At 67.2% G+C, this 22,891-nt stretch carries 21 protein-coding genes and 1 pseudogene; 7 read left to right on the forward strand and 15 right to left on the reverse strand.

The window, feature by feature from the left end:
• Both HV783_RS27260 and argS read right to left on the reverse strand, forming a co-directional pair.
• A pseudogene (locus HV783_RS27260) lies at window positions 1–300 on the reverse strand (SPOR domain-containing protein); the annotation flags it as partial.
• A gap of 9 nt (window positions 301–309) precedes the next feature.
• Window positions 310–2,010, reverse strand: coding sequence for an arginine--tRNA ligase (argS, locus tag HV783_RS27265; RefSeq protein WP_175190237.1), 1,701 nt, complete (start codon window positions 2,008–2,010; stop codon window positions 310–312).
• A 308-nt stretch (window positions 2,011–2,318) separates the two neighbouring features.
• Between argS and HV783_RS27270 the strand changes: the two genes are divergently transcribed.
• Entirely contained in the window at window positions 2,319–2,663 is a 345-nt protein-coding gene (locus tag HV783_RS27270) for a DUF1840 domain-containing protein (RefSeq protein WP_054433931.1), read from the forward strand.
• Window positions 2,664–2,744: 81 nt separating this feature from the next.
• Window positions 2,745–3,062, forward strand: a complete 318-nt coding sequence (locus HV783_RS27275) for a hypothetical protein (protein WP_006386976.1) — start codon at window positions 2,745–2,747, stop codon at window positions 3,060–3,062.
• A gap of 64 nt (window positions 3,063–3,126) precedes the next feature.
• Here HV783_RS27275 and HV783_RS27280 read toward each other — a convergent pair whose 3' ends face one another.
• From HV783_RS27280 to HV783_RS27305, 6 genes are all read right to left on the reverse strand, one after another.
• Window positions 3,127–3,927, reverse strand: a complete 801-nt coding sequence (locus tag HV783_RS27280) for a carbohydrate ABC transporter permease (RefSeq protein WP_006386977.1) — start codon at window positions 3,925–3,927, stop codon at window positions 3,127–3,129.
• Window positions 3,924–4,799, reverse strand: coding sequence for a carbohydrate ABC transporter permease (locus HV783_RS27285; RefSeq protein ID WP_026384938.1), 876 nt, complete (start codon window positions 4,797–4,799; stop codon window positions 3,924–3,926). Before HV783_RS27285 ends, HV783_RS27280 begins: the two co-directional genes overlap by 4 nt.
• A 13-nt stretch (window positions 4,800–4,812) precedes the next feature.
• The gene (locus HV783_RS27290; RefSeq protein ID WP_054504378.1) at window positions 4,813–6,108 is read right to left on the reverse strand and encodes an ABC transporter substrate-binding protein; all 1,296 of its coding nucleotides are present in this window, start codon (window positions 6,106–6,108) and stop codon (window positions 4,813–4,815) included.
• Window positions 6,109–6,141: 33 nt separating this feature from the next.
• A complete protein-coding gene (locus tag HV783_RS27295) occupies window positions 6,142–7,197 on the reverse strand; it encodes an ABC transporter ATP-binding protein (RefSeq protein WP_064522603.1) in 1,056 nt (351 codons plus the stop codon).
• Between the two features lie 123 nt (window positions 7,198–7,320).
• The gene (locus HV783_RS27300; protein WP_116791564.1) at window positions 7,321–8,118 is read right to left on the reverse strand and encodes a phosphodiesterase; all 798 of its coding nucleotides are present in this window, start codon (window positions 8,116–8,118) and stop codon (window positions 7,321–7,323) included.
• Window positions 8,119–8,154: 36 nt separating this feature from the next.
• On the reverse strand, window positions 8,155–9,168 hold the full coding sequence (locus HV783_RS27305; RefSeq protein WP_054419491.1) for a LacI family DNA-binding transcriptional regulator: 1,014 nt from the start codon (window positions 9,166–9,168) through the stop codon (window positions 8,155–8,157).
• 317 nt (window positions 9,169–9,485) lie between these two features.
• On the opposite strand from HV783_RS27305, the gene HV783_RS27310 reads away from it, so the two are divergent.
• Window positions 9,486–10,814: an amidase gene (locus HV783_RS27310; protein WP_175190238.1), complete on the forward strand. Its 1,329-nt coding sequence runs from the start codon at window positions 9,486–9,488 to the stop codon at window positions 10,812–10,814.
• Window positions 10,815–10,975: 161 nt separating this feature from the next.
• Here HV783_RS27310 and leuA read toward each other — a convergent pair whose 3' ends face one another.
• The 3 genes from leuA to HV783_RS27325 all read right to left on the reverse strand — a co-directional run bounded on the left by leuA (window position 10,976) and on the right by HV783_RS27325 (window position 14,896).
• On the reverse strand, window positions 10,976–12,685 hold the full coding sequence (gene leuA / locus HV783_RS27315; protein WP_054504382.1) for a 2-isopropylmalate synthase: 1,710 nt from the start codon (window positions 12,683–12,685) through the stop codon (window positions 10,976–10,978).
• Window positions 12,686–13,076: 391 nt separating this feature from the next.
• On the reverse strand, window positions 13,077–14,054 hold the full coding sequence (locus HV783_RS27320; RefSeq protein WP_175190239.1) for a tripartite tricarboxylate transporter substrate binding protein: 978 nt from the start codon (window positions 14,052–14,054) through the stop codon (window positions 13,077–13,079).
• 194 nt (window positions 14,055–14,248) lie between these two features.
• The gene (locus tag HV783_RS27325) at window positions 14,249–14,896 is read right to left on the reverse strand and encodes a hypothetical protein (RefSeq protein ID WP_054504383.1); all 648 of its coding nucleotides are present in this window, start codon (window positions 14,894–14,896) and stop codon (window positions 14,249–14,251) included.
• A 16-nt stretch (window positions 14,897–14,912) separates the two neighbouring features.
• On the opposite strand from HV783_RS27325, the gene rpoN reads away from it, so the two are divergent.
• Together rpoN and HV783_RS27335 are read left to right on the forward strand one after the other, a co-directional pair.
• Window positions 14,913–16,340 (forward strand): RNA polymerase factor sigma-54, encoded by a 1,428-nt coding sequence (gene rpoN / locus HV783_RS27330; RefSeq protein WP_443609987.1) that lies wholly within the window; start codon window positions 14,913–14,915, stop codon window positions 16,338–16,340.
• A gap of 120 nt (window positions 16,341–16,460) precedes the next feature.
• On the forward strand, window positions 16,461–16,742 hold the full coding sequence (locus tag HV783_RS27335; protein WP_049070497.1) for a (2Fe-2S)-binding protein: 282 nt from the start codon (window positions 16,461–16,463) through the stop codon (window positions 16,740–16,742).
• Here the strand turns inward: HV783_RS27335 and HV783_RS27340 are convergent.
• Window positions 16,712–17,632: a LysR substrate-binding domain-containing protein gene (locus tag HV783_RS27340; RefSeq protein ID WP_064522601.1), complete on the reverse strand. Its 921-nt coding sequence runs from the start codon at window positions 17,630–17,632 to the stop codon at window positions 16,712–16,714. The genes HV783_RS27335 and HV783_RS27340 overlap by 31 nt on opposite strands.
• Before the next feature lie 113 nt (window positions 17,633–17,745).
• On the opposite strand from HV783_RS27340, the gene HV783_RS27345 reads away from it, so the two are divergent.
• Both HV783_RS27345 and bfr read left to right on the forward strand, forming a co-directional pair.
• The gene (locus HV783_RS27345; RefSeq protein ID WP_054504386.1) at window positions 17,746–18,660 is read left to right on the forward strand and encodes a DMT family transporter; all 915 of its coding nucleotides are present in this window, start codon (window positions 17,746–17,748) and stop codon (window positions 18,658–18,660) included.
• Between the two features lie 424 nt (window positions 18,661–19,084).
• Window positions 19,085–19,561, forward strand: coding sequence for a bacterioferritin (bfr, locus tag HV783_RS27350; RefSeq protein ID WP_006386993.1), 477 nt, complete (start codon window positions 19,085–19,087; stop codon window positions 19,559–19,561).
• Window positions 19,562–19,645: 84 nt separating this feature from the next.
• On the opposite strand, the gene HV783_RS27355 is transcribed toward bfr, so the two are convergent.
• From HV783_RS27355 to HV783_RS27365, 3 genes are all read right to left on the reverse strand, one after another.
• Window positions 19,646–20,332 carry a hypothetical protein gene (locus HV783_RS27355; protein ID WP_006386994.1) on the reverse strand — a complete coding sequence of 229 codons (687 nt, stop codon included), beginning with the start codon at window positions 20,330–20,332 and terminating at the stop codon, window positions 19,646–19,648.
• A 37-nt stretch (window positions 20,333–20,369) separates the two neighbouring features.
• On the reverse strand, window positions 20,370–21,977 hold the full coding sequence (locus HV783_RS27360) for a peptide chain release factor 3 (RefSeq protein ID WP_049070505.1): 1,608 nt from the start codon (window positions 21,975–21,977) through the stop codon (window positions 20,370–20,372).
• 111 nt (window positions 21,978–22,088) lie between these two features.
• A complete protein-coding gene (locus tag HV783_RS27365; RefSeq protein WP_049070507.1) occupies window positions 22,089–22,718 on the reverse strand; it encodes a LysE family translocator in 630 nt (209 codons plus the stop codon).
• Between the last annotated feature and the right edge of the window lie 173 nt (window positions 22,719–22,891).

Raw genomic sequence — 22,891 nt, forward strand, 5'->3', positions numbered from 1 at the left:
GGTGCCGCCCGCACCCGGCAGCGGCGCGGGCGCCGTGGCGGTCGGGCCGGTGGGCGGGGAACCCGCCGCGCCGTCGCGGCCGTACAGGCCGGCGTTGGGATCCGGCGCCTGGCGCGGATCGGGCAGCTTGCCGGCGTCGCCCTGGCGGGTGGCGCGATCGACAAAGGGCACGGGCGCCTTGGTGACGTAGAACGCTACGACGGCGGCGACGATCAAGCCGAGGAGCAGACCGGCCAGCGCCCCGTACAGGGTGCTGCCGCTTTCGCCTGACCGGCGGGTGGATTTGCGCTTGGTGGCCATGTACCGATGTTACATCCGCTCGGGGGCGGACACGCCCAACAGCGCCAGGCCGTTGGCCAGCACCTGGCGCGTGGTCGCGGCCAGGCGCAGGCGCGCCAGCTTGAGCGCGGGGTCGTCAACCAGCACGCGCTCGGCGTTGTACCAGCCGTGGAAGTCCGCGGCGCAGTCGCGCAGCCAGAAGGCGATGTGGTGCGGAGCCAGTTCCTGCGCGGCCAGCGCCACCACGTGGGGGAACTCGGCCAGGCGTTGCATCAGCGCGAATTCGCTGGGGGCGGTCAGCAGGGACGCATCGGCAGCGGCCACGTCCGCCGGCGGCATGCCGGCGTTGTTGATCACCGAGCAGATGCGCGCATGGGCGTACTGGATGTAGTAGACCGGGTTCTCGTCGCTCTTGGACAGGGCCAGGTCGACGTCGAACACGAATTCGGTGTCGGCGCGGCGCTGGATCAGGAAGTAGCGCACGGCGTCGCGGCCGACCCAGTCGATCAGGTCGCGCATGGTGACGTAGCTGCCGGCGCGCTTGGAGATCTTGACCTCCTGGCCGCCGCGCATCACCTTGACCATCTTGTGCAGCACGTACGACGGGTAGTCCTTGGGAATCCCCTCTTCCAGCGCCTGCAGGCCGGCGCGCACGCGCGCCACGGTGCCGTGGTGGTCGCTGCCCTGGATGTTAACGGCGCGGTGGAAACCGCGTTCCCACTTGGCCTTGTGGTAGGCCACGTCCGGCACGAAATAGGTGTAGCCGCCCTCGCTCTTGCGCATGACGCGGTCTTTGTCGTCGCCCGTGCCCAGTTCGGTGGTGCGCAGCCACAGCGCGCCGCCTTCTTCATAGGTATGGCCGCCGGCGATCAGCGCCTTGACGGTGGCCTCGACCCGGCCCGAGGTGTACAGCGAGCTTTCCAGGTAGTAGTTGTCGAACTTCAGGCCGAACGCCTGCAGGTCCAGGTCCTGCTCGCGGCGCAGGTAGGCCACGGCGAAGGCGCGGATGTCTTCCAGGCTGTCGATGTTGCCGGTGGCGGTGACGGGCTCGCCGTCCGAGGCCTGGATGGTCTTGCCGGCCTGGAAGTCGCGGGCGATGTCCAGAATGTAGTCGCCCTTGTAGCCGTCGGCGGGCCACTCGGGCGAGTCGGTCGTCAGGCCGCGGGCGCGCGCCTGCACGCTGATGGCCAGGTTCTCGATCTGGTTGCCGGCGTCGTTGTAATAGAACTCGCGGGTCACATCCCAGCCGATGGCGTCGTACAGGCGGCACAGGGCATCGCCCAGGGCGGCCTGGCGGGCGTGGCCGACGTGCAGCGGGCCGGTGGGGTTGGCGGACACGAATTCCACCAGGATCTTCTCGCCGCTGCGGGCGGCGCGGCCGAAGGCCTCGCCCTGTTCGGCCACGGCCGTGATGACGGCCTGGCGGGCGGCGGCGGTGACGCGCAGGTTGATGAAGCCGGGACCGGCGATTTCCGCGCTTTCGACCAGGTCGCGGGCGCCCGGCAGGGCCAGCAGGGCCTCGACGATGGCCTGGGCCAGTTCACGCGGATTGCGCTTGGCCGGCTTGGCCAACTGCATGGCCACGTTGGTGGCGACGTCGCCGTGGGCGGCGACCTTGGGGCGCTCCAGCAGCACGTTGGCTCGGGCCGCATCGGCCTGGGCATCGGGCAGGCTCTGCGCGACGGCGGCCTGGATCAGGGAGATAAGCTGTTTTTGTTGCTCGGGGAGCATGGGCGTCTGGAGAAGTTCTGGGTGGGTGACGAGGGCGGCGGGCCGTGGGCTCGCGCGCGGCGCCAGGGGGCGGGGTCGGCCGGCTGGCGGGCCTCGGGGGCATGACCGCGCGAGGCGCCGGATTCTCGGCCGCCGCGGATCCTGCCGTCACGGGAATCTCCTGAATCATAGCTTGATTTGGCGGCCGTTACCGCGCGGGGGCGCCGTCGGCCGGGCCGCCCGCCGCCCCTCGCCCGGGGGCGCCAGTTGGCATCCCCAGGGTGTTGCGGTAGTGTATTGAGGGTATTCAATCCGTAGGAGACCGGAATATGCTGATTACGTTTCACTCCAAGGTCGTGGCCGAAGTCCTGATGCTCACCGACCACGCCGGCGTCCTGCTGCAAGCCGCGGGCAAGTCCTTTGGCGACAAGATCCCCGAGCGCGGCGTGTTCACCGTCGACCAGCTCGGTCCGGCCATCCAGGGTATCGAACGGGCCATTGAAGAATCCCAGGGCAATCCCGCCGAGGACGAGGAAGACGAGGACAAGCCGGCGGTGGCGCCCATGGCGCGCGCGGTCGGCCTGAAGGAGCGCGCCTTCCCGCTGCTGGACATGATGCGCCAGTCGCAGGCCGCCGGCGCCGAGGTCACCTGGGAAGTGTCGCGCGGTTGGTAAGCCAATGTCGCCGGACGGACAATCTGCCCGGCGGTTTTTGCCTACCCTTTGCGGCTGACGCCATTTCAAGGAATCCCCGCCATGCGCAGCGACATCACCATCGTTTTCGACACCCGGCGCTCGCTGGACCTGTCGGCCAACGTCGAACCCAGCCCGCAGCGCCAGAACGACGCCCGCGACTGGTTCGACGGCGCCTGGGAAACCCTGGGCTGTGAACCCCTGCGCCCCAGCGGCAAGGTGCTGCTGCTGGACAAGGTGCTGGGCGTGGCCGACGCGCTCGGCTACGACATCCTGTCCACCGACGCCAAGGAAGCCCGCGAGTTCGCCGAGCACCTGGCGCTGGCGCTGGAACGCCCGCGCATCACGGTGGACCTGCCCGGCCTGACGGTCGGTTACTGACCGCCTGGCCGCGCCAACGAAAAGACCCTGCATGACGCGGGGTCTTTTCGTTGTCCGGGGCGGATCAGCGGATGCCGGCGCGCATGAACGATTGCACGAACTGGCGCTGGAACAGCAGGAAGGCGATCAGCAGCGGCGCCGCCGACATCAGCGTGGCGGCGGTGATCACCGACCAGTCGATGCCCTGGTCGGTCGACGAGAACACCTGCAGGCCCACCGTCAGCGGCCGCGATTCCACCGAGTTGGTGATGATCAGCGGCCACAGGAAGTTGTTCCAGTGGTGGCTGACCGACACCAGCCCGTAGGCCACGTAGATCGGCTTGGCCAGCGGCACGTACACCTTCCACAGCACCTGCAGCGCGTTGGCGCCCTCCATGCGCGCGGCCTCCTCCAATTCGCGCGGCACCGTCTTGAAGGTCTGGCGCAGCAGGAAGATGCCGAAGGCCGAGGCGAAGTACGGCAGGCCGATGGCGAACACCGTGTCGCGGATGCCGAGCTGGCTCATGGAGCGGTAGTTCTCCACCAGCAGCACGTCCGGCATGATCATCAGTTGCAGCAGCACCAGCATGAAGACGAAGTCGCGGCCGCGGAACTCGAAGCGCGCGAAGGCGTAGCCGGCCAGCGTCGACAGCACCAGTTGCGCCGCCAGCACCATCGTCACCAGCAAAAACGTGTTGGCGAAGTAGCGCGGGAACGGCGCGGCCTGCCAGGCCCGCGCGAAGTTGTCGAGCGTGAGGGGCGCGAACAGGTCGAAGCGGGTGGCGTAGGCCGGCGGGTGGAACGCGGCCCACACGGCGTACGCCAGCGGCAGGATCCACAACAGGCCAAGCGCCCACGCGCCCAGGGTATCGAGCTTGTCTTTCATTGGTAGTGCGTCCTGCGGTCCAGCCAGCGGAACTTGACCAGCGCCGTCAGCGCCAGCACCACCAGCAGCACGACGGTCAGCGTCGCGGCGTAGGCGGTGTCCCAGAAGCTGAAGCCGACCTGGTAGATGTAGTACAGCAGCAGCGTGCTGGCGTTGTCGGGCCCGCCGCGGGTCATGACCACCACGTGGTCCACCAGCCGGAAGGCGTTGATCAACGCATTGATCAGCACGAACAGCGTGGTCGGCATCAACAGCGGCCACAGCACGCGCCGGAAGTACTGCCAGCGCGAGGCCCCTTCCAGCATCGCCGCCTCGCGCAGCGACGGCGACACCGTCTGCAACGCGGCCAGGTAGAAGATCATGAAGAAGCCGGATTCCTTCCACACCGTCACCAGCATCAGCGCCGGCAGCGCGGTTTCGCGGTTGCCGAGCCAGTTGGGACCGGGCGAGCCGAACAACTGCATCACCTGCGCGATCAGGCCGTACTGCGGGGTGTAGAAGAACAGCCAGATATTGGCCACCGCCACCATCGGCAGCACCGTCGGCGTGAAATACGCCATGCGCAGGAAACCGCGCCCGCGCAGGTTGCGGTTGACCCACAGCGCCATGACCAGCGCGATGCCGATCGAGGTCGGGATGGTGCCCAGGGCGAACCACAGGTTGTTCCAGAGCGATTGCCAGAACACCGGGTCGTCGCGCATGACCGCGTAGTTGTCCAGCCCGACGAAGCGGGCCGGGCGCGCGCCCTTGGGGGTGGAATAGAAACTGTGCCAGAGCGTCGCCAGCGCCGGGTAATGCGTGAACGCGGCGAGCAGCACGATGGCTGGCAGCAACAGCAGCCAGCCATAAAGCGCATTCAAGGAGCGGCTCATCGTGCTTGCGGATTTACTTGTAGGAACGCAGTATGCGGTCGGCTTCGCGCTGGGCGTCGGTCAGCGCCTGCTGCGGCGTCTTCGACCCCGTCAGCGCCGCCTGCAGGGCGTCGTTCAGGGTCTTGGTGACGCGCTGGTTCTCGTGGGTCGAGAACTCGGCCACGCTCACCTGCAACTGGTCGCGCGCCACGGCGGCGGCCGGCACTTCCTGCGCGTACTTCTTCATCTTCTCGGTCTGCCAGGCGGCCGGCGTCACGGCCACGTAGCCGGTGGCGATGCTCCAGTCGGCGGCGCGCTCGGGCGTGGTGGCCCACTGCGCGAACTTGAGCGCGGCCTGCTGTTGTTCAGGCGTGCCGCTCTTGAAGATGTAGAAGTTGCCGCCGCCGGTCGGGCTGCCGCCGCGCTTTTGCTGCGGCATCATCGCCACGCCGAACGGGAAGTCGGCGTTCTTGCGGATGTTGGTCAGGTTGCCGGTGGTGGTCCAGATGATGGCGGCCTTCTTTTCCAGGAAGTCCTTGGGCGTGGTGCCCCAGTCGATCGTGCCGGTCGGCATGACCTTGTGCTTGGCCGACAGGTCGCGCCAGAACTGCGCGGCCTCGACCACGGCGGGCTTGTCCAGGTAGACCTCGTTGCCGGCCTCGTTCATCAGGATCGCGCCGTTGGGCGTGGTCAGGGCCTGGAACAGCCAGTAGGCGAAGGCGCCGCCCGACGGGATCTCGATGCCCCACTGGGTGGTGTTGCCGCTGGCGTCCTGCTTGGTCAGCTTCTTGCCGTATTCGACCAGCTCGGCCCAGGTGGCGGGCGCGCGCTCGGGATCCAGGCCGGCGGCCTTGAACAGATCCTTGTTGTAGTACATCACGATGGTCGAGCGCTGGAACGGCACGCCCCAGGTGTGGCCGCCGGTGCGGCTGTTCTGCATGAAGGCGTCGTAGAAGCCGCCCAGCCATTTCTTGTCGGCGTCGCTCTTGGCCAGGCCGTCGATCGGCACGATGGCGTCTTCGTCGATCAGCGTGAACATGTCGGTCGACAGCAGCACGGCCAGTTGCGGCGGCGTGCCGCCCTTCAGGGCGGTCAGCGCCTTGGCGATCGAGTCCTGGTACGAGCCGGCGTAGATCGGCTTGATCTTGATGCCGGGGTTTTCCTTCTCGAAGTCCGTCACCATGTCATCGACGATCTTGGTGATCGGGCCGCCCACGGCGACCGGGTAATAAAACTCCACTTCGACGGGCTTTTGCTGCGCCTGCGCGGGCAGCGACAGGCAGGCGGCGGCAAGGCTGGCGGCCAGGGTCTTGAGTACGATGCGTCGCATGATTGCGTTTCCTTTCCTGTGGATTGGGCGTCTTCAGCGCCCGACGGTGTCGATGACCGCCGAGTCGGCGGCAAAGAAATGCTGTTGTTCGGCCGGCCATGACAGGCGCAGCGCCTCGCCGGCGCGGGCCCGCAGGTGCCCACCCACGCGCACCGCCACGCCGCCGCTGTCGCCGATGCGGCAGACCACGATGGAATCGGCGCCGAAGTACTCCACGCTTTCCACGGTGGCGGCGATGCCTTCGTTGTCGATGCGGATGTGCTCGGGCCGCACGCCCAGCTTGGCGGCGCCTTCCGGCGCGCCGGCGATGGCCGGACCTTGGGTGCCGGCGATCACGGTGGCGCCCTGGAGCGGCATCAGGTTGATCAGGTTCATGGGCGGCGTGCCGATGAAGCGCGCCGCGAATTCGCTGGCCGGACGGGCATACAGGCCGTCCGGCGTGTCGTGCTGTTCGATCTGGCCGCCGCGCAGCAGCACCACCTGGTCGGCCATGCTCATGGCCTCGGTCTGGTCGTGCGTGACGTACACCATGGTGATGCCCAGGTCCTGCTGCAAGGCGCGGATCTCGCGCCGCATCTCGTGGCGAAGCTGCGCGTCCAGGTTGGACAGCGGCTCGTCCATCAGGCACACCGGCGCTTCGGAAATCACCGCGCGTCCCAGCGCCACACGCTGCTGCTGGCCGCCCGACAGTTGCGACGGTTTGCGGTCCAGCAGATGGCCCAGGCCCAGCAGCGAAGCCACACGCTGCAGGCGGCGGTCGTAGTCGCGCGCCGGCTCCTTGCGCACCTTCAGGCCGAACAGGATGTTCTCGCGCACCGACAGGTGCGGAAACAGCGCGTACGACTGGAACACCATGGAAATGCGGCGCTTGGCGGGCGGCAAGTGGGTGACGTCGCGGTCGCCGATACGGATGGTGCCGGACGTGGGCGTGTCGAGCCCGGCGATCATGCGCAGGGTGGTCGACTTGCCGCAGCCCGACGGGCCCAGCAGCACGGTGAAGCTGCCGGCCGGCACGGTGAAGCTGACGCCGTGGATCGCGGCCGCGCCGCCGTATTGCTTGGTGAGGTTATCCAGAACGATGGATGACATGCTGTCTCTTGGATCTAGTTTTCTGATCCGTCTGCGGCGCGTGCGATGAAAACCTTTTCATTGTGCAGCGCAAACATGACGGAGATATGGCAGGGCTTAGTGTTTGTAATCGAGATCGGGGGCTCAGGCGAAGGGATAGGGCCCGGGGTATTCCCCAATCACGGCGTGGTGCGTGACCAGCGCGCCTTCGTGCCACCAGTGCAACTGGTAGCCTGGCGGCTCCATGATGTATTGCAGCGTCGGGCGGGGTCCCAGCTCCAGCGCCAACTGGTGCGCGGTGCCCGGACAGGTCGAGGCGATGGTGCCGCCGAAGCGGCGGAAGATGGTGCGGTGCAGGTGGCCGCACAGCACGCGCTCGACGCGCGGATAGCGCGCCACGATGCGTTCGAGCGCCGGCCCGCCGGCCAGCAGGCCGATGTCGTCCATGTGCTCGATGCCGGTCTGGAATGGCGGGTGATGCATCAGCACCAGCGTCGGCCGGTCGGGTTGTTCGGCCAGCCGTGCGGCCAGCCAGCCCAGGCGTTCGTCGCATAGCTCGCCGTGGCTTTTCATCGGCACCACCGTGTCCAGCGCCAGCAGGCGCAGCGGATAAGTTTCGACGGCATACTGGATGAATGGCCCCTGTCCTTGGAGATAGCCATGGTCCGGGAAGGCGGCGCGCAGTTGCGCGCGGTCGTCATGGTTGCCGGGCAGCAGGAAGTAAGGGATTTCAAGCGCCTGCAACTGCTCGCGCAGTGCCTGGTATTCATGCGGACGGCCCAGGTCCGTCAGGTCGCCCGTGATCAGCACGCAGTCGGGCCGCGGCGTCAGCGCGTTGAGCGCGCGCACAGCGGGGCCCAGGAAGGCGGCCGGGTCGATGATGCCGTAGGCCTTGTCGCCCGGGGTGCGCATATGCAGGTCGGTAATCTGTGCGATGAGCATGACGCGTGTCTCGATCGTTATTTTTGTGGATGAAGTTCAGCGGCGCACTGGCGCCGCGGTGCCGCCGACCACGATGCAGTGCGGCAGGCGATTGGATTGGGGCGGCTGGCCGTGGATCTGCGCCAGCAGGTTGGAGCAGGCGGCCTGGCCGATGCCGTCGCTGGGTTGCGCCACCGTGGTCAGCGGCGGCGTCAGCAAGGCGCCGAAGCGCATGCCGTCGAAGCCGCAGACGGAAATATCGGACGGAACCGACAGACCCAACGCCACCAGATCGGCAATCACCGCGGTGGCCAGCAGGTCGTTGGAGCAGAACAGCGCCGTCGGCGCCTGCTTGCCGCGCAATGCGGACTTGAGCGCCTCGGCATCGCTGCCGGTGTGCGAACCCATGGCGATGTGCTGGATCGGTTCCAGTCCCAGCTTCTTGGCGCAGGCGCGCGCGCCCGACAGGCGGCGGCGGGCACGATCGGAGGCCGTCAGCGGGCCGGTCACGATGGCGATGCGGCGATGTCCCAGCGCCGCCAGGTGCGACACCATGTCGATGGCGGCCGCGCGATTGTCGACCGAGGCATAGGGGTGGTCGGTGGATTCGTTGTAGACCAGCACGTAGGGCATGCCGGCGCTGTCCAGGTCGTCCAGCGTGGCGCTGCGGGCCGCGTCGGCCACCGTCAGGATCAGGCCGTCGACCTGGTGGTCGATCAGGCCCTGGACCGCGGCCGATTCCACCGCCGGGTCATAGCCGGTGGCGGTCAGCATCACGCTGTAGCCGGACTCGCGGGCGCGCCGTTCGGCGCCCTCGAAGCACTCGGCGAATACCGGATTGGACAGCGTCGGCAGAATCAATCCGATCGTGCGGGTGCTGCCCGAACGCAGGCTGCGGCCGACGCGATTGGGCCGGAAGCCCGCGCGCTTGGCGATGGCGCGGATGTGCGCCAGCGTATCCGGATGAACGATTTCGGGCTGGTTGAACGCGCGCGAAACCGTGGCGGGGGAAACCCCCGCCTTGCGGGCCACTTCGATGATGGAAAAGCGGGGCGATGCGCGCGACGCCATGGCTACATTGCTGCCGGTTTGCTGAAAACGTTTTCATCTTACAAGACAAATATGACCTTTGTGTTGCACCCGTTTGCGCTATGCTGATAACAACGCAACAACATAAGGCCAAGGCGCGGCGTGCCTCGAAATCCCTGTGAAAACCTGGTTTTTTCAGTGGTTTTCCCAATTGACGCGGCGCGCACAATGGCTGGGTTTGTCATGACGGGCGCGCATCATGCTGCGTGCCGTATCGGGACAAACCCCAGGGTCAAGGGGACCGGGTGCGGAAGTCAGTACCGCGCATATCGCGCGGCACCGGGATAGAGGAAAGGATCATGTCTACTGCCTTAAACAGACTTGGCGCGCTTGAAGCGGCGCGCAAGCTGCAACGGCGCGAATTGACCGCGGTGCAATTGGTGCGAGCCTGCTTTGCGCGCATCGAGCAACGCGAAAACACCATCCATGCCTGGACGGCGCTGCAGAAGCAGGCTGCCCTGGATCACGCGGAAGCCCTGGGTCGCAGCCCCCTGCGCGGCCCGCTGCATGGCCTGCCGATCGGCGTCAAGGACCTGTTCGACACCGTCGACTTGCCCACCCGCTACGGGTCTCCCATCTACGAGCGCCATCATCCCGGGCTGGACGCGGCCGCCGTGGCGCTGTGCCGCCATGCCGGCGCCATCGTGATCGGCAAGACCGTCACCACCGAATTCGCCACCTACCAGGCCGGCCCGACACGCAATCCGCGCAACGAGGCCTACACGCCCGGCGGCTCCTCCAGCGGCTCGGCCGCGGCGGTGGCCGACGACATGGTGCCGTTCGCGCTGGGCTCGCAGACCGCGGGTTCCATCATCCGCCCCGCTTCGTATTGCGGCATCGTCGGCTACAAGCCCACGTTCGGCGCGATCCCTCGCGCCGGCGTGAAGAGCCTGGCCGAATCGCTCGACACCGTGGGCGGCTTTGCCCGCTCGGTGCCGGATGTGGCCCTGTTCGCTTCGGTCCTGATGCGCGATCCGCGCCTGCTGAACCTGAGCTACGACGCCAAGCCGCGCATCGGCATGTACCGCAGCCTGCAATGGCGCCACGCCCAGTCGGAAACCAAGGAAGCCTTCGCCCAGGCCGCCGCCACGCTGTCGCGCGCCGGCGCCCATGTCGAAGAGGTGCCGCTGCCGCCCGAGCATTGCATGCTGGTGCAACTGCACGCGGACATCATGGCGTTCGAATCTTCACAGTCGCTGGCCTACGAACGGCTGGAACACGCCGCGCAGCTCAGCCCCAAGATCCAGGCGATTCTCGAGGCCGGCGCGCAGATCTCCGCCGAGGAGCACATCAAGAATCTGGCGCGCGCCGCGGAATCGCGCGCGCGGGTGGACGGCTGGTTCGACAAGTACGACGTGCTGCTGGCGCCCGCGGCCAGCGGCGAGGCGCCGTTCGCCGACCTCGGCACGGGCGATCCGCAGTTCTCGCGCGCCTGGACCCTGTTCGGCCTGCCGTGCCTGAACCTGCCGTTCGCGACCGGCCCGCAGGGCCTGCCGGTGGGCCTGCAACTGATCGGCAAACGCTACGACGACCACCGCACCGTGGCGATCGCCGCCTGGGTCCACGAACGGCTGCTGGCCGCGCGCGAGCCCGACATCGGCGCCTCCGACATGTGGCCGCGCGGTTGACCCGGCCCGCTGCGCCTGTGGTGGCGCGGTCGAATGCGTCGCGCAAAAGAAGAAAGCCCGCCGGATAAAGGCGGGCTTTGTTTGTGCGGCGCGGCTTCACCGTAAGAAGCGCGCGGGGGACGCGGCGGCGGTAACCGCCACGCCCGCGGCCTGGCGGCGGATCACGCGGCCTCGGCGGCTTCCTGTTCGGTGGTGACGGCGCCGGCGTTGATGTGGCGGTTCACCGCGCTCAGCACGGCCTGGAACGAGGCCGTCACGATGTCGCGGTCGATGCCCACGCCGAAGCCCGTGCTCGAATCGCCCACGCGCAGTTCCACGTAGGAGGCGGCGCGGGTGTCGGTGCCGGTGCCGATGGCGTGCTCGTGGTAGTCCATGATGCGCACGGGCACGTCCAGCGCGGCCACGAAGGCCGAAATGGCGCCATCGCCCTTGCCCGTCACGATGCGGCGTTCGCCGTTGTACTCGAGCTCGGCCTCGATGCTGAAGTGCTGGCCTTCGCCGGCGGCCGGATTGCCGTCGATGCGGTGACGCACCAGTTTCCACGGGGCCTTCTGCTCCAGGTACTCGCGGTTGAAGATGGTGTGCACGTCGTCGGCGGTGACTTCGCGGCCGGTTTCGTCGGTGACGCGCTGGATGGCGCGGCTGAATTCGATCTGCAGGCGGCGCGGCAACACCAGGCCGTGTTCCTGTTCGAGCAGGTAGGACACGCCGCCCTTGCCCGACTGGCTGTTGACGCGGATCACGGCGTCGTAGCTGCGGCCGAGGTCGGCCGGGTCGATCGGCAGGTACGGCACTTCCCACACGGCGTCGGGCTGTTGCTGCGCGAAGCCCTTCTTGATGGCGTCCTGGTGCGAACCGGAGAAGGCCGTGAAGACCAGGTCGCCGGCATACGGGTGGCGCGGGTGCACGGGCAACTGGTTGCAGTACTCGGCGCAGCGGCGCACTTCGTCGATGTCCGAGAAGTCCAGGCCCGGGTGCACGCCCTGGGTGTAGAGGTTCAGGGCCAGCGTGACCAGGTCGACGTTGCCGGTGCGCTCGCCGCTGCCGAACAGGCAGCCTTCGATGCGGTCGGCGCCTGCCATCACGGCGAATTCGGCGGCGGCCACGGCGGTGCCGCGGTCATTGTGCGGATGCACGCTCAGCACGATGCTGTCGCGGCGCGCCAGGTTCTTGTGCATCCACTCGATCTGGTCTGCGTACATGTTCGGCGTGGTGGCTTCGATGGTGGCGGGCAGGTTCAGCACCATCTTGCAGTCCGGCGTGGGCTCCCATACGTCGGCCACGGCGTTCGAGACTTCCAGCGCGAATTCGGGTTCGGTCGTGCTGAAGACTTCGGGCGAGTACTGGTAGCGCCACTTGGTTTCCGGGTGCTTGGCCATGTACTGCTTGACCAGGCGCGTGCCGGTCGTGGCGATGTTCTTGATCTCGTCCTTGGTCATGTTGAACACGACCTTGCGGAACGCCGGGGCGCAGGCGTTGTACAGGTGGACGATGGCCTGCTTGGCGCCGGCGGCCGATTCCACCGTGCGGCTGATCAGGTCCTCACGCGACTGCGTCAGCACGATGATGGTGACGTCGTCGGGGATGCGCTTTTCGTCGATGAGTTTGCGCACGAAATCGAAGTCGGTCTGCGAGGCCGACGGGAAACCCACTTCGATTTCCTTGAAGCCGATCTTGACCAGTTGCTCGAAGAAGCGGAGCTTGCGCTCGACGCTCATCGGCTCGATCAGGGCCTGGTTGCCGTCGCGCAGGTCGGTGCTCATCCAGATCGGCGGCTGCGTGATGCGGCGGCTGGGCCAGGTGCGCTCGGAAAAGTCGCGAGCGAACGGCGTGAAGGGGACGTATTTGGCGGCGGGGTTGGCAAGCATCATCACTACACCTCGATCGGTTTCTTGTGAATCCCGGGATCGGTTTCCTCGGCCGGCATGCGGCCGGATGGCGGCCTGATGCCAGGGTTGGCCGCATTCGCGCGGCGCAAGATTCAGTTTTGAAAAAGGGAATTCGCGTGTGGCAAGCGTGGCTGCCGAGCTACCACGGGGACACTAGGCCCGGCAACCGATCGGTAGGTATAGCGATAGCGCGATGAAGGCGGTACGAGCGCGCAGGCCGGCAACCGGAGCGGCGGAGCGTCCGGTGGCAATCGCGAGGGAGGTGCGGTAAGCGGCCATAGGTTGCTAGTCAAACATACTTTTGCGGACAGCGCAATCGGGAAGGCGATAAAAAAAGCCGGGGACGATCCGTCCCCGGCTGGCGTCACACGCGTTATTGCGTCTGCATGTGGCCGTTCTTGACCACCTGGCCCAGGCGCTCGCGCTCGCTCTTGGCGAACTCGACGAAGCTGGCGCGCGAACCGCCGCCCGGCTCGATGCTGCTCTGGCGCAGCGCGTCCTGCACTTCCTTGGTCTGCAGCGATTTCTCGACGGCCGCGTTCATCTTGTCGAGCACGTCGGCGGGCGTGCCGGCGGGCGCGTACAGGCCGGCCCAGTGGCCGATGCGGATGGCGGGGAAACCCAACTCTGCGGTGGTGGGGATGTCGGGCGCGCTCGCCATGCGCTTGTCCCAGGTGGTGGCCAGGGCCTTGAGCTTGCCGCTCTGCACCAGCGGCAGCGTGACGATGCTGGCTTCCGAGGTGGCGTCGACCTGCTTGCCGATCACCGCGGTCACGCCTTCCGAGCCGCTCTTGTAGGCGATCGGCTCGACCGGCAGGCCGGTGGCTTCCTTGACCATCTCGGCCACGAAATGCGGCGTGCTGCCGTTGCCGGCGGTCGAGAACGTGATACGGTCGGTCTTGGCCTGCTTGGCGTGTTCGACGAAGTCCTTCAGGTCCTTGGCGGGGTTCGACGGGTTGGCCACGATCACCGACGGCGTGATCGACAGCAGCGCGACGGGGGTCAGTTCTTCGTCCTTGTAGGGCTGGTCCGAGCGGATCAGGCTGTTGGTGACGGTGCCGTTGCTGCCCACCAGGTAGGTGTAGCCGTCGGCCGCGCTGCGCGCGACGTGCGCGGCGCCGACCACGCCGCCGGCGCCGGGACGGTTTTCGACGATGACGGGCTGGTTCAGGGTCGTGCCCACCGCCTTGGCGATGATGCGGGCGACCAGGTCGTTGGCGCCGCCGGCGCTGAAGGGCGCGACGAACGTGATGGGCTTGTCGGGCCAGGCGGCGGATGCCGGGGCGGCAACGAAGGCGGCCGAGCAGGCCAGCAGAAGGCCGGCGGCATACCGGACGGGGGTACGGAACATGTAAAGCAACTCCAGGGGCTGGCCGCGCATCCGACTGGTCTCTGCAATCGGCTTGGTCTGGTTTTAAAGGTGCGCGGCCGCGGTTGCGCGAGCCTGGAGGGCCAGTATAGGGGAGCCCGGCTGGCAGGGGACTGAAACAACCAGGCCGCCTCGCGGCGGCCTGGATCATCGGTCGGATGGCGGTGCGCGCCGGTTCAGCGGGCCGGGCCGCCGATGCGCGGCTCGATGTAGCGGGGTTCGCGGCTGTCGCGGGCATCGCGGCGGTCGTCGTTACGGCGGCCGTCATCGCGATCGTCGCGCGACGGCTTGGCGGCCGCGCCGTCGAGAATGTCGGTCTGTTCGGCCACCATGGCGATCTTGCCGATGCGGTTGTGGCGGATTTCCGACAGCGAGCGGTGCAGGTCGCCGACGGTGAAGGGTTCCTCGCGGGTGCCCCACGTCCAGCGCAGTACGCCCAGCGACTCCTGCGAGAGCTGTGGCGCCAGGTCGGCCAGCACGCCCGTGCTCACGGGGGTGGCGCGGCCGGAAGCCAGGCTGGCCGACAGCCAGGCGCGCAGGATGAAGAAGACGATCAGGGTCCAGATGCCGGCGACGACCCACCAGATGTACGGATTGACCTTCTGCACCATGTCCATGGTGGGTTGGCCCAGTGAATGCAGGAATTCGTAGTTGATGCGCTTGCCGAAATCCAGGATCCAGGAGGCGGCGAGATACCAGACGATCACGGCAACGGCGATCACGATCGCGCGCACGAGAAGTCGGGGAAGCGCCAGTTTGAGCAGGGTCTGGCCGATAAGTCGGCAATCCTGGCGAACGCGTGCGGGCGAAGTCTGATTCATCATGCAAAATATTGTACCTATGACCCGTCCTATTTTAGAACTGCGGCCCGGCCAGCATCTGACGCTGACCCCTCAACTGCAGCAATCCATCCGGTTGCTGCAGCTGTCCACGCTCGACCTCGAGGCGGAAATCTCGCAGGTGCTCGCCGATAATCCGTTGCTGGAACGCGACGATGAACCCTCATCGGCCGAAACGCAGGCCGAATCCGAGCGTGAATCGTCGGTGCAGGACGACGAGCCCGCGCCCGAACGCGACACGCCGGTGGAGGAAATGCCGGGTTCGGGCGGGGTCTACCCCGATGACGATTCCAGCCTCCCCGAGGCCGCCCGGCCCGATACCCTGCGCGAACACCTGCTGGGCCAACTGGTGCTGACGCGCGCGGCGCCGCGCGATGCCGCGCTGGCCGCGTTGCTGATCGACGAATTGGACGAGAACGGCTATCTGGGCTCGCCGCTGGAGGAAATCCTGGGCTGGCTGCCCGCCGAGATGGAGCCGGACCTGGATGAACTGCGCGCGGCGCTGTCGCTGCTGCAGTCGTTCGATCCGCCCGGCATCGGCGCCCGCGACATGTCCGACTGCCTCTTGTTGCAACTGCGCAACCCGGACCTGACGCGGCTGCCGGAGGCCGCCGACCCGAAGGCGCTGGCTTGCGCCCGTCTCATCTGCGCCCAGCATCTGGCGTTGCTGGCCACCGGCAACAATGCCCGCCTGTGCGCGGCGGTCGGTTGCGACGAGGCGACCCTGCGCGTCGCCCACGCCCTGATCCTGCGGCTTGAGCCGCGGCCCGGCCGCGCCTGGACGGTGCCGGCGGCCGATTACGCCGTGCCCGACGTGATCGTGCGCAAGACCCGTCGCGGCTGGCAGGTGACGCTGAACAGCGCCGCCGTGCCGCGCCTGCAGATCAACGGCTTGTACGCGCAGATGTTGGGCAACCAGAAGGAATCGGCCCACGCCGGCCTGCAGGCGCAACTGCAGCAGGCCAAGTGGATGATCCGCAACGTCGAACAGCGCTTCGACACGATCCTGCGGGTGGCCCAGGCCATCGTGGACCGTCAGACCGCCTTCTTCAGCCAGGGGCCGGCGGCCATGCGGCCGCTCATCCTGAAGGACATCGCGGGCGAACTGGGCCTGCACGAATCCACGATTTCGCGCGCCACGACACAGAAGTACATGCTCACTCCGTTTGGCACGCTGGAGCTCAAGCGCTTCTTCGGGGCGGGAGTGTCGACCGACGGCGGCGACGCCACTTCGGCCACGGCGGTGCAGACCTTCATCCGCCAGATGGTGGCCGAGGAGAACCGCGCCAAGCCGTTGTCGGACAGCCAGATCATGGAAAAGCTGGCCGACCAGGGCATCGTCATCGCCCGTCGTACGGTCGCGAAATACCGCGAAGCGCTGCGGATCGCGCCGGCCGCGCTGCGCAAAGCGCAGGCCGCGGCGCGATGAAATAAGGGACGTTTCAGCGGAAAAACGTCCCTTATTTCAATGGGTTAGGCGGCCGCATGGTTGCAAATTATTTACGCTGAGTACTTGCCATTGCAGGAATAAATCTCGATAATTATTCTCATGTACATTTGCGTATGTAATGCCATCACCGAACGCCAAGTCCGCGCCAGCGTGGACGCGGGCGCGACGTCGCTTTCCGACCTGCAGTTCGAGCTGGGCGTGGCCACGTGCTGCGGCTGCTGCGCGGCCACCGCCGCCGAATACCTGCCGGGCGGCCGCTGCTCCAGCGTGTGCGATGTGCGCTCGATCGCCGTTCCGGTCAACCCGCCGGCCACCATGGCCGAGCCGGGCGCGTCCGCGGCGAACAGCAGCTATCCGGTCATCCAGGTCGCCGTCGCCTGAGCGGCGTCGCCACCTGCCACGGCTTGCAGGCCCAGCCCTGCAAGCCGTTGTGTTTCCGTTTCACAAAAATCCCTGATCATCCCCGCCAACTGGCGCACCGGCTCGCGCGCCGGCTCCGACAGGCATAGCGCCAGTTCGGACGGCGGCACCGGCGGCAGCATGTCGTCGACCAGCCGATGGCCGGCGGCGATGCAGCGGCGTTCCAGCAAGGCCACCCCCAATCCTCCCGCCAGCGCGGCCTGGATTCCCATCAGGTTGGGACTTTCGTAAGCGATGCGCCAGCGCCGTCCGGCGCGTTCCAGTGCGTGGATGGCGCGGTTGCGGTAGATGCAGCCCTGTGGGAAAGCCACCAGCGGCACCGGTTCGGTGCTGGCGGGCAGCGCGTGCGAGCCGGCGATCCAGTGCAGGTGTTCCGGCCAGGTCGTCAGCGCCGGACCGGCGCCGGGTTCGCGCTTGAGCAACGCCAGATCGAGGTCGCCGCGTTCCAGGCCGCGCGTCAGGGCCACGGTCAGGTCGCAGCGCACCGACAGCCTGACCGCCGGCCGGGCGCGGGCGAACTGCGCCACGATGGCCGTCAGTGTGTCCGCCGCGAAATCGTCGGGGATGCCCAGCCGGATCACCTCCACCCGCTTGCGGCCGCTGACCGCTTCGCGCACCTCGGTGGACAGTGCCAGCATGCGGCGCGCGTAGCCCAGCAGGCGTTCGCCGTCCTCGGTCAGGTGGACCTGACGGCCTTCGCGCACGAACAGCGTGCATTCGAGGGTCTCCTCGAGTTTGCGGATCTGCTGGCTCACGGTGGACTGGCTGCGGTGCACCCGTTCGCCGGCGCGGGTGAAGCCGCCCGCGTCGACGACGGAGACAAAGCTGTGCAATAGATCGAGATCGAGCATGGGAGGCGCCTTTGCATCGGTTTTTCAAATACTTTTGATCCAAATAAAGCGTTTGTCAATGGATAGGGCCGCGCCCAGAATGGGCTCATCTTCCTTTGCCCGGACCTGCTGCCATGAAGGCGTCATCGACTTTGCCCGCCACCGCCCTGCCCGCCGACGCGCCGATGGGGGTGGCCTGGGCGCCCATCGCGGCATTCTGTTTCCTGTGGAGCTCGGCGTTCGCGGCGGCCAAGATCGCGGTGCGCGACTGTCCGCCGCTGACCCTGCTGACCCTCCGCTTCCTGATCGCCGGGGCCCTGATGCTGGGCGTGGCGGCGGCCAGCGGCCGGTGGTCGCGGCCCGGCGCCCGCGACCTGGCGGCGCTGGTGCTGCTGGGGGTCTTGAACAACGCGGCCTACCTGGGCCTGAGCTGGAGCGGCATGACGACCGTGTCGTCCGCGTTCACGGCGGTGCTGATCAGCACCAATCCGCTGCTGATCGGGGTGCTGGCCGGGCCCGTGCTGGGCGAGCGGCTGGGTTGGCGCAAGATGCTCGGGCTGTGCCTGGGCCTGGCGGGCGTGGCGCTGGTGCTGCGCTCGCGGCTGTCGGGCATGCAGGAGGATCTGCATGGCACCCTGCTGGTGACGGGCGGCCTGGTGGCGCTGGTGGCGGGCACGCTGCTCTACAAGCGCCTCAAACCGTCGACGGGACTGTGGATGGCGACCGGCATCCAGTCGCTGGCCGGTGCGGTGGCGCTGATGCCGGTGGCGCTGCTGCACGAGAGCCTCGGCGACGCGCGCATGACGGCCAGCCTGTTCTGGAGCATGGCCTACATGATCGTGGCGGTGTCCATCGGCGGTTATTACCTGTGGTTCATGATCCTCGGACGCGCCAGCGCCACCGCGGCCAGCGCGCTGCATTTCCTGATGCCGCCGCTGGGCTTGTTGTTCGGCTGGGTGGTATTGCGCGAGTCAGTGTCGTGGCTCGACCTGCTGGGCATCGTGCCGATCGCATTCGGCATCTGGCTGGCGACGCGGCGCGCCGCCTAGGCGCGGGCAGCGCGCGCGTCAAGCTGGCCGAGGCTGGGGTGTGCGCGTGGCGCGGGACCCCGCGCAGCGCACCAGGGTTGGGTTTGCACAACGTGGCGTGCGTTCGGAACGGTCTGATAGATTCATGGCGTCATCACGCCATTCACGCTGTGCGGCGCGCTTGAAATGCCGCGGCAAATGGGACGCCCGTGTCCGCCCAACCCGCGAAACCGCAATGCATTGCCCGCAGGACATCGCGCATGCATACTCATTCTCATTCGTCTGTCGCTTTCTTGTAGCGCTCGTAAAGCGGTTTACCAAATGCGCGCCAAGGCTAGTCGCGGCCCCGCGGCCGATGTTAGTCTGCCGGGGTTGCGTACTCGCGGCATCGTGCGCTTCTTGTCGCGATGCAGTGCGCGTCGCGTCTGACTGCAAGGAGTCCATCATGAAAGGCGACAAAACCGTCATCCAGTTCCTGAACAAGCAACTGACCAACGAGCTGACGGCGATCAACCAATACTTCCTGCATGCGCGCATGTTGAACCACTGGGGTTTCGACAAGCTGGGCAAGCACGAGTACGAAGAATCCATCGGCGAAATGAAGCATGCGGATCGCCTGATCGCGCGCATCTTCATGCTCGACGGCCTGCCCAACCTGCAGGACCTGCACAAGCTGCTGATCGGCGAGGACGTGCCGGAACTGCTGGCCTGTGACCTGAAGCTGGAGCAAGGCGCCCAGGCCACCGTGAAGGAAGCCATCGCCTATTGCGAATCGGTGCGCGACTATGTTTCGCGCGACTTGTTCCAGGACATCCTGGACGATACCGAAGAGCACATCGACTATCTGGAAACCCAGATCGACCTGATCGACAAGGTCGGCCTGCAGAACTACCTGCAAAGCCAGATGTCCGTGCCCGATTGATCGATCGGCCCGGCATGAAAATGGCGCCCCTCGGGGCGCCATTTTTTTGGGTGATCGCGGGTGGCGCGATCCGGACGATGCGGCTTATTGCGGCCGCGCCGGGCATTCGGCCATCGTGCCCCAGGCCCGGTTCGGACCGCAGTATTTGTTGCGGGCCGCCCACGAGCACGAGGGGCGCTCGAAGAAGCCCTGCGTGGCACAGTGGGCCAGTTCGCGCTTGAGCGCATCCTGCCAGCCGGGCGCGCCGGGGGCGGGCGACGAATTGGGCGGGGGCGGCGCCTGCACCATTTGCGTATTGCCATAGCCAGCCGCCTGCTGCCCCGGGGCCTGGCCCTGCCCGCCATTGACGGCGGTGCCGGTGCCCGGCGCCTGCAGGTCGAGCGTGCTGACGTCTGACGTGCCTTGCGGCAGCGGCACTTGCGAGGCGGCGGCGATTTCGCGGGCCTGGTCCTGGCTGATGCGCTCGCGCGAGATCTTCACGGCGGGATCGCTGACGGTGTCGAACAGCGAGACGGTATTGATGGCCCACTCGCGGTCGGCCGGCTTGTCTGGCACGCCGAGCGTGCCATCGATGCGCGGCTGCGGCGGCTGCGCCACGTAGGGGCGCCCGTTGGCATCGAGCACGGGCTGCTGCGACGCGGCCGCATCCTGGCCGGGCGCGGGCGCGGCCTGCGGCGCATGCGCCACCAGCCAGTCACCCAATTGAATACCGCCCCACGCCGACGCGCCAAGCGCCAGCAGGAGCGTTGCGAATAATAAACGCCAAGACATTGCTACCCTCAATCTGCCGTGCGGTACCCGAACGGGTCTACGCCTTGTCTCCGAAAACCTTGCCGCCGTGCTCGCGCATGGCGTGGAATTTCACATCCGGATACAGTTCCTCGGCCACGCGCAACTGCGCGGGGGAACTGATCAAAAACGCCGCCGCATCGACCACATCATAGGCGATATGGGCGGCATTGGCATCCATGAACTTGCGCAGCGCCTTGGGGTTATCAGAGGTAATCCAACGTGCCATTGTGTAGCGCGAAGGCATCATCCGGGCGTCCACGCCGTACTCGGTCTTGAGGCGGTGGGCCACCACTTCGAACTGAAGCTGTCCGACCGCGCCCAGCAGCAGCGAGCCGCCGGCGGCCTCGGGCCGGAACACCTGGATGGCCCCCTCTTCGCCCAACTGCGTCAGGCCGGTGCGCAACTGCTTGGTGCGCAGCGGATCCTTCACTTCGACGGCCTGGAACAGTTCCGGCGCGAAGAACGGCAGGCCGGTGAATTGCAGCGTTTCGCCTTCGGTCAGCACGTCGCCCAGTTGCAGCACGCCGTGGTTGGGAATACCGATCACGTCGCCGGCATAGGCCTCGTCCAGCAGTTCGCGGCGTTGCGACAGGAACGACACCACGTTGTTGGGGCGCATTTCCTTGTTGGTGCGCGCGACCTTCAGGCGCATGCCGCGCTCGAAGCGGCCGGAGCTCACGCGCACGAAGGCGACGCGGTCGCGGTGAGCCGGATCCATGTTGGCCTGCACCTTGAACACGACGCCAGTGAACTTGGGTTCCTCGGGCTGCACTTCGCGTTGCAGCGCGACGCGCGGGCCGGGAGGCGGGGCCTGCTCGACCAGCGCGTCCAGTACTTCCTGCACGCCGAAGTTGTTGATGGCCGAGCCGAAGAACACCGGGGTCTGCTTGCCCGCCAGGAACTGGTCGCGGTCGAACGCGGGCGCGGCTTCATTGATCAGCTCGATCTCGCCGCTGGCCTGGTCGAAGGCCGAGCCGAAACGGCGCGCGATCTCGGGGTTGGTCAGGCCTTCGATGAAGTCGTCGTTGTCCGAACGGCGCTCCTGGCCGGGGCGGAACACGCGCATGCGGTCGCGGCGGATATCGAACACGCCGCCGAAGGCCTTGCCCATGCCCACCGGCCACGAGAACGGCACGGCGTCCATGCCCAGGTGGCCTTCGATTTCCGACAGCAGCTCGAGCGGTTCGCGCACTTCACGGTCCATCTTGTTGATGAACGTGATGATGGGCGTGTTGCGCGCGCGGCAGACCTGCAGCAGGCGGATGGTCTGCGGTTCGACGCCGTTGGCCGCGTCGATCACCATCAGCGCGGCGTCGACCGCCGTCAGCACGCGGTAGGTGTCTTCCGAGAAGTCCTGGTGGCCCGGGGTGTCGAGCAGGTTGATGACGCAGTCGCGGTATTCCATCTGCATCACCGACGAGGCCACCGAAATGCCGCGCTGCTTTTCGATTTCCATCCAGTCGGAGGACGCGTGGCGCGAGGCCTTGCGCGCCTTGACGCTGCCGGCGATCTGGATCGCGCCTGCGAACAGCAGCAGCTTTTCGGTCAGCGTGGTCTTGCCCGCGTCAGGGTGGGAAATGATGGCGAAGGTACGGCGCCGCGCTACTTCTTGTGGGATGTTCATGATCGGAGGATTCAACCTGACGCCGCGGCTTCAGCCCGGCGCGGTCCGGTATCGTGCATCGAAACAAGCGGGGCACGCGCCGTTGCCGGCGCATGCCCCGCGCGTGGAAATTCAGGAATGGCGGCGGAACGACGCCAGGAACACGCCGGCCAGGATGAACAGCGAACCGAAGGTGCGGTTCATCCAGCGGATGTGCTTGGCATCGCGCAGCAGGCGCAGCACGCGCGCCGCCAGCAGCGTGTACACGCCCATCGCCACCAGGTCGGTGAAGGCCAGCGTGCCCGCCAGCGCCGCGTACTGCGGCGTCAGCGGCAAGGCGGTGTCGACGAACTGCGGCACCACGGCCAGCAGGAACACCGTGCCCTTGGGGTTCATGGTGTTGATCAGGAAGCCGCGCATCACCAGCTCGCGGATCGAGGCCTGCTTGGGATCGCCGGCATCGACCGCGACCGGCGCGGCGTCCGTGCGGATCTGGCGCACGCCCAGGTAGATCAGGTAGGCGACGCCGAGGTACTTGACCACGTTGAAGGCCATCTCGGAGGTGGCCAGCACCGCGCCCAGGCCGACCGCGACCACCACGAACTGGAACAGGATGCCCAGGATCAGGCCGGCCGTGTTCCAGTAGCCGCGGGCAAAGCCGTACTTCAGTCCGGAGGACATCGCGGAGATGGCCCCCGCGCCGGGCGAGAACGAAATGGCCCAGGAGGCCAGGAAGAACGTCAACCAGGTGGAAAGGGGCATGATGGCGCGGGTCCGTGGGTCGCAGTAACAGGTATGCCGCTGATATTACTTGGAGAGCAGCGCGGCGCGCGGGGCGCCGGCCGGGCGGCCGCCGTTGCCGTTGCCGTTGCCGGCGGGACGGGCGCTGCCTTCGGGGCGGCGGTGGTTCTGCTGCGGGCGGGCGTCGCCGCGGC

This window comes from Achromobacter dolens (assembly GCF_902859745.1).
In the GTDB taxonomy this organism is placed as follows: Bacteria; Pseudomonadota; Gammaproteobacteria; order Burkholderiales; family Burkholderiaceae_B; genus Achromobacter; species Achromobacter dolens.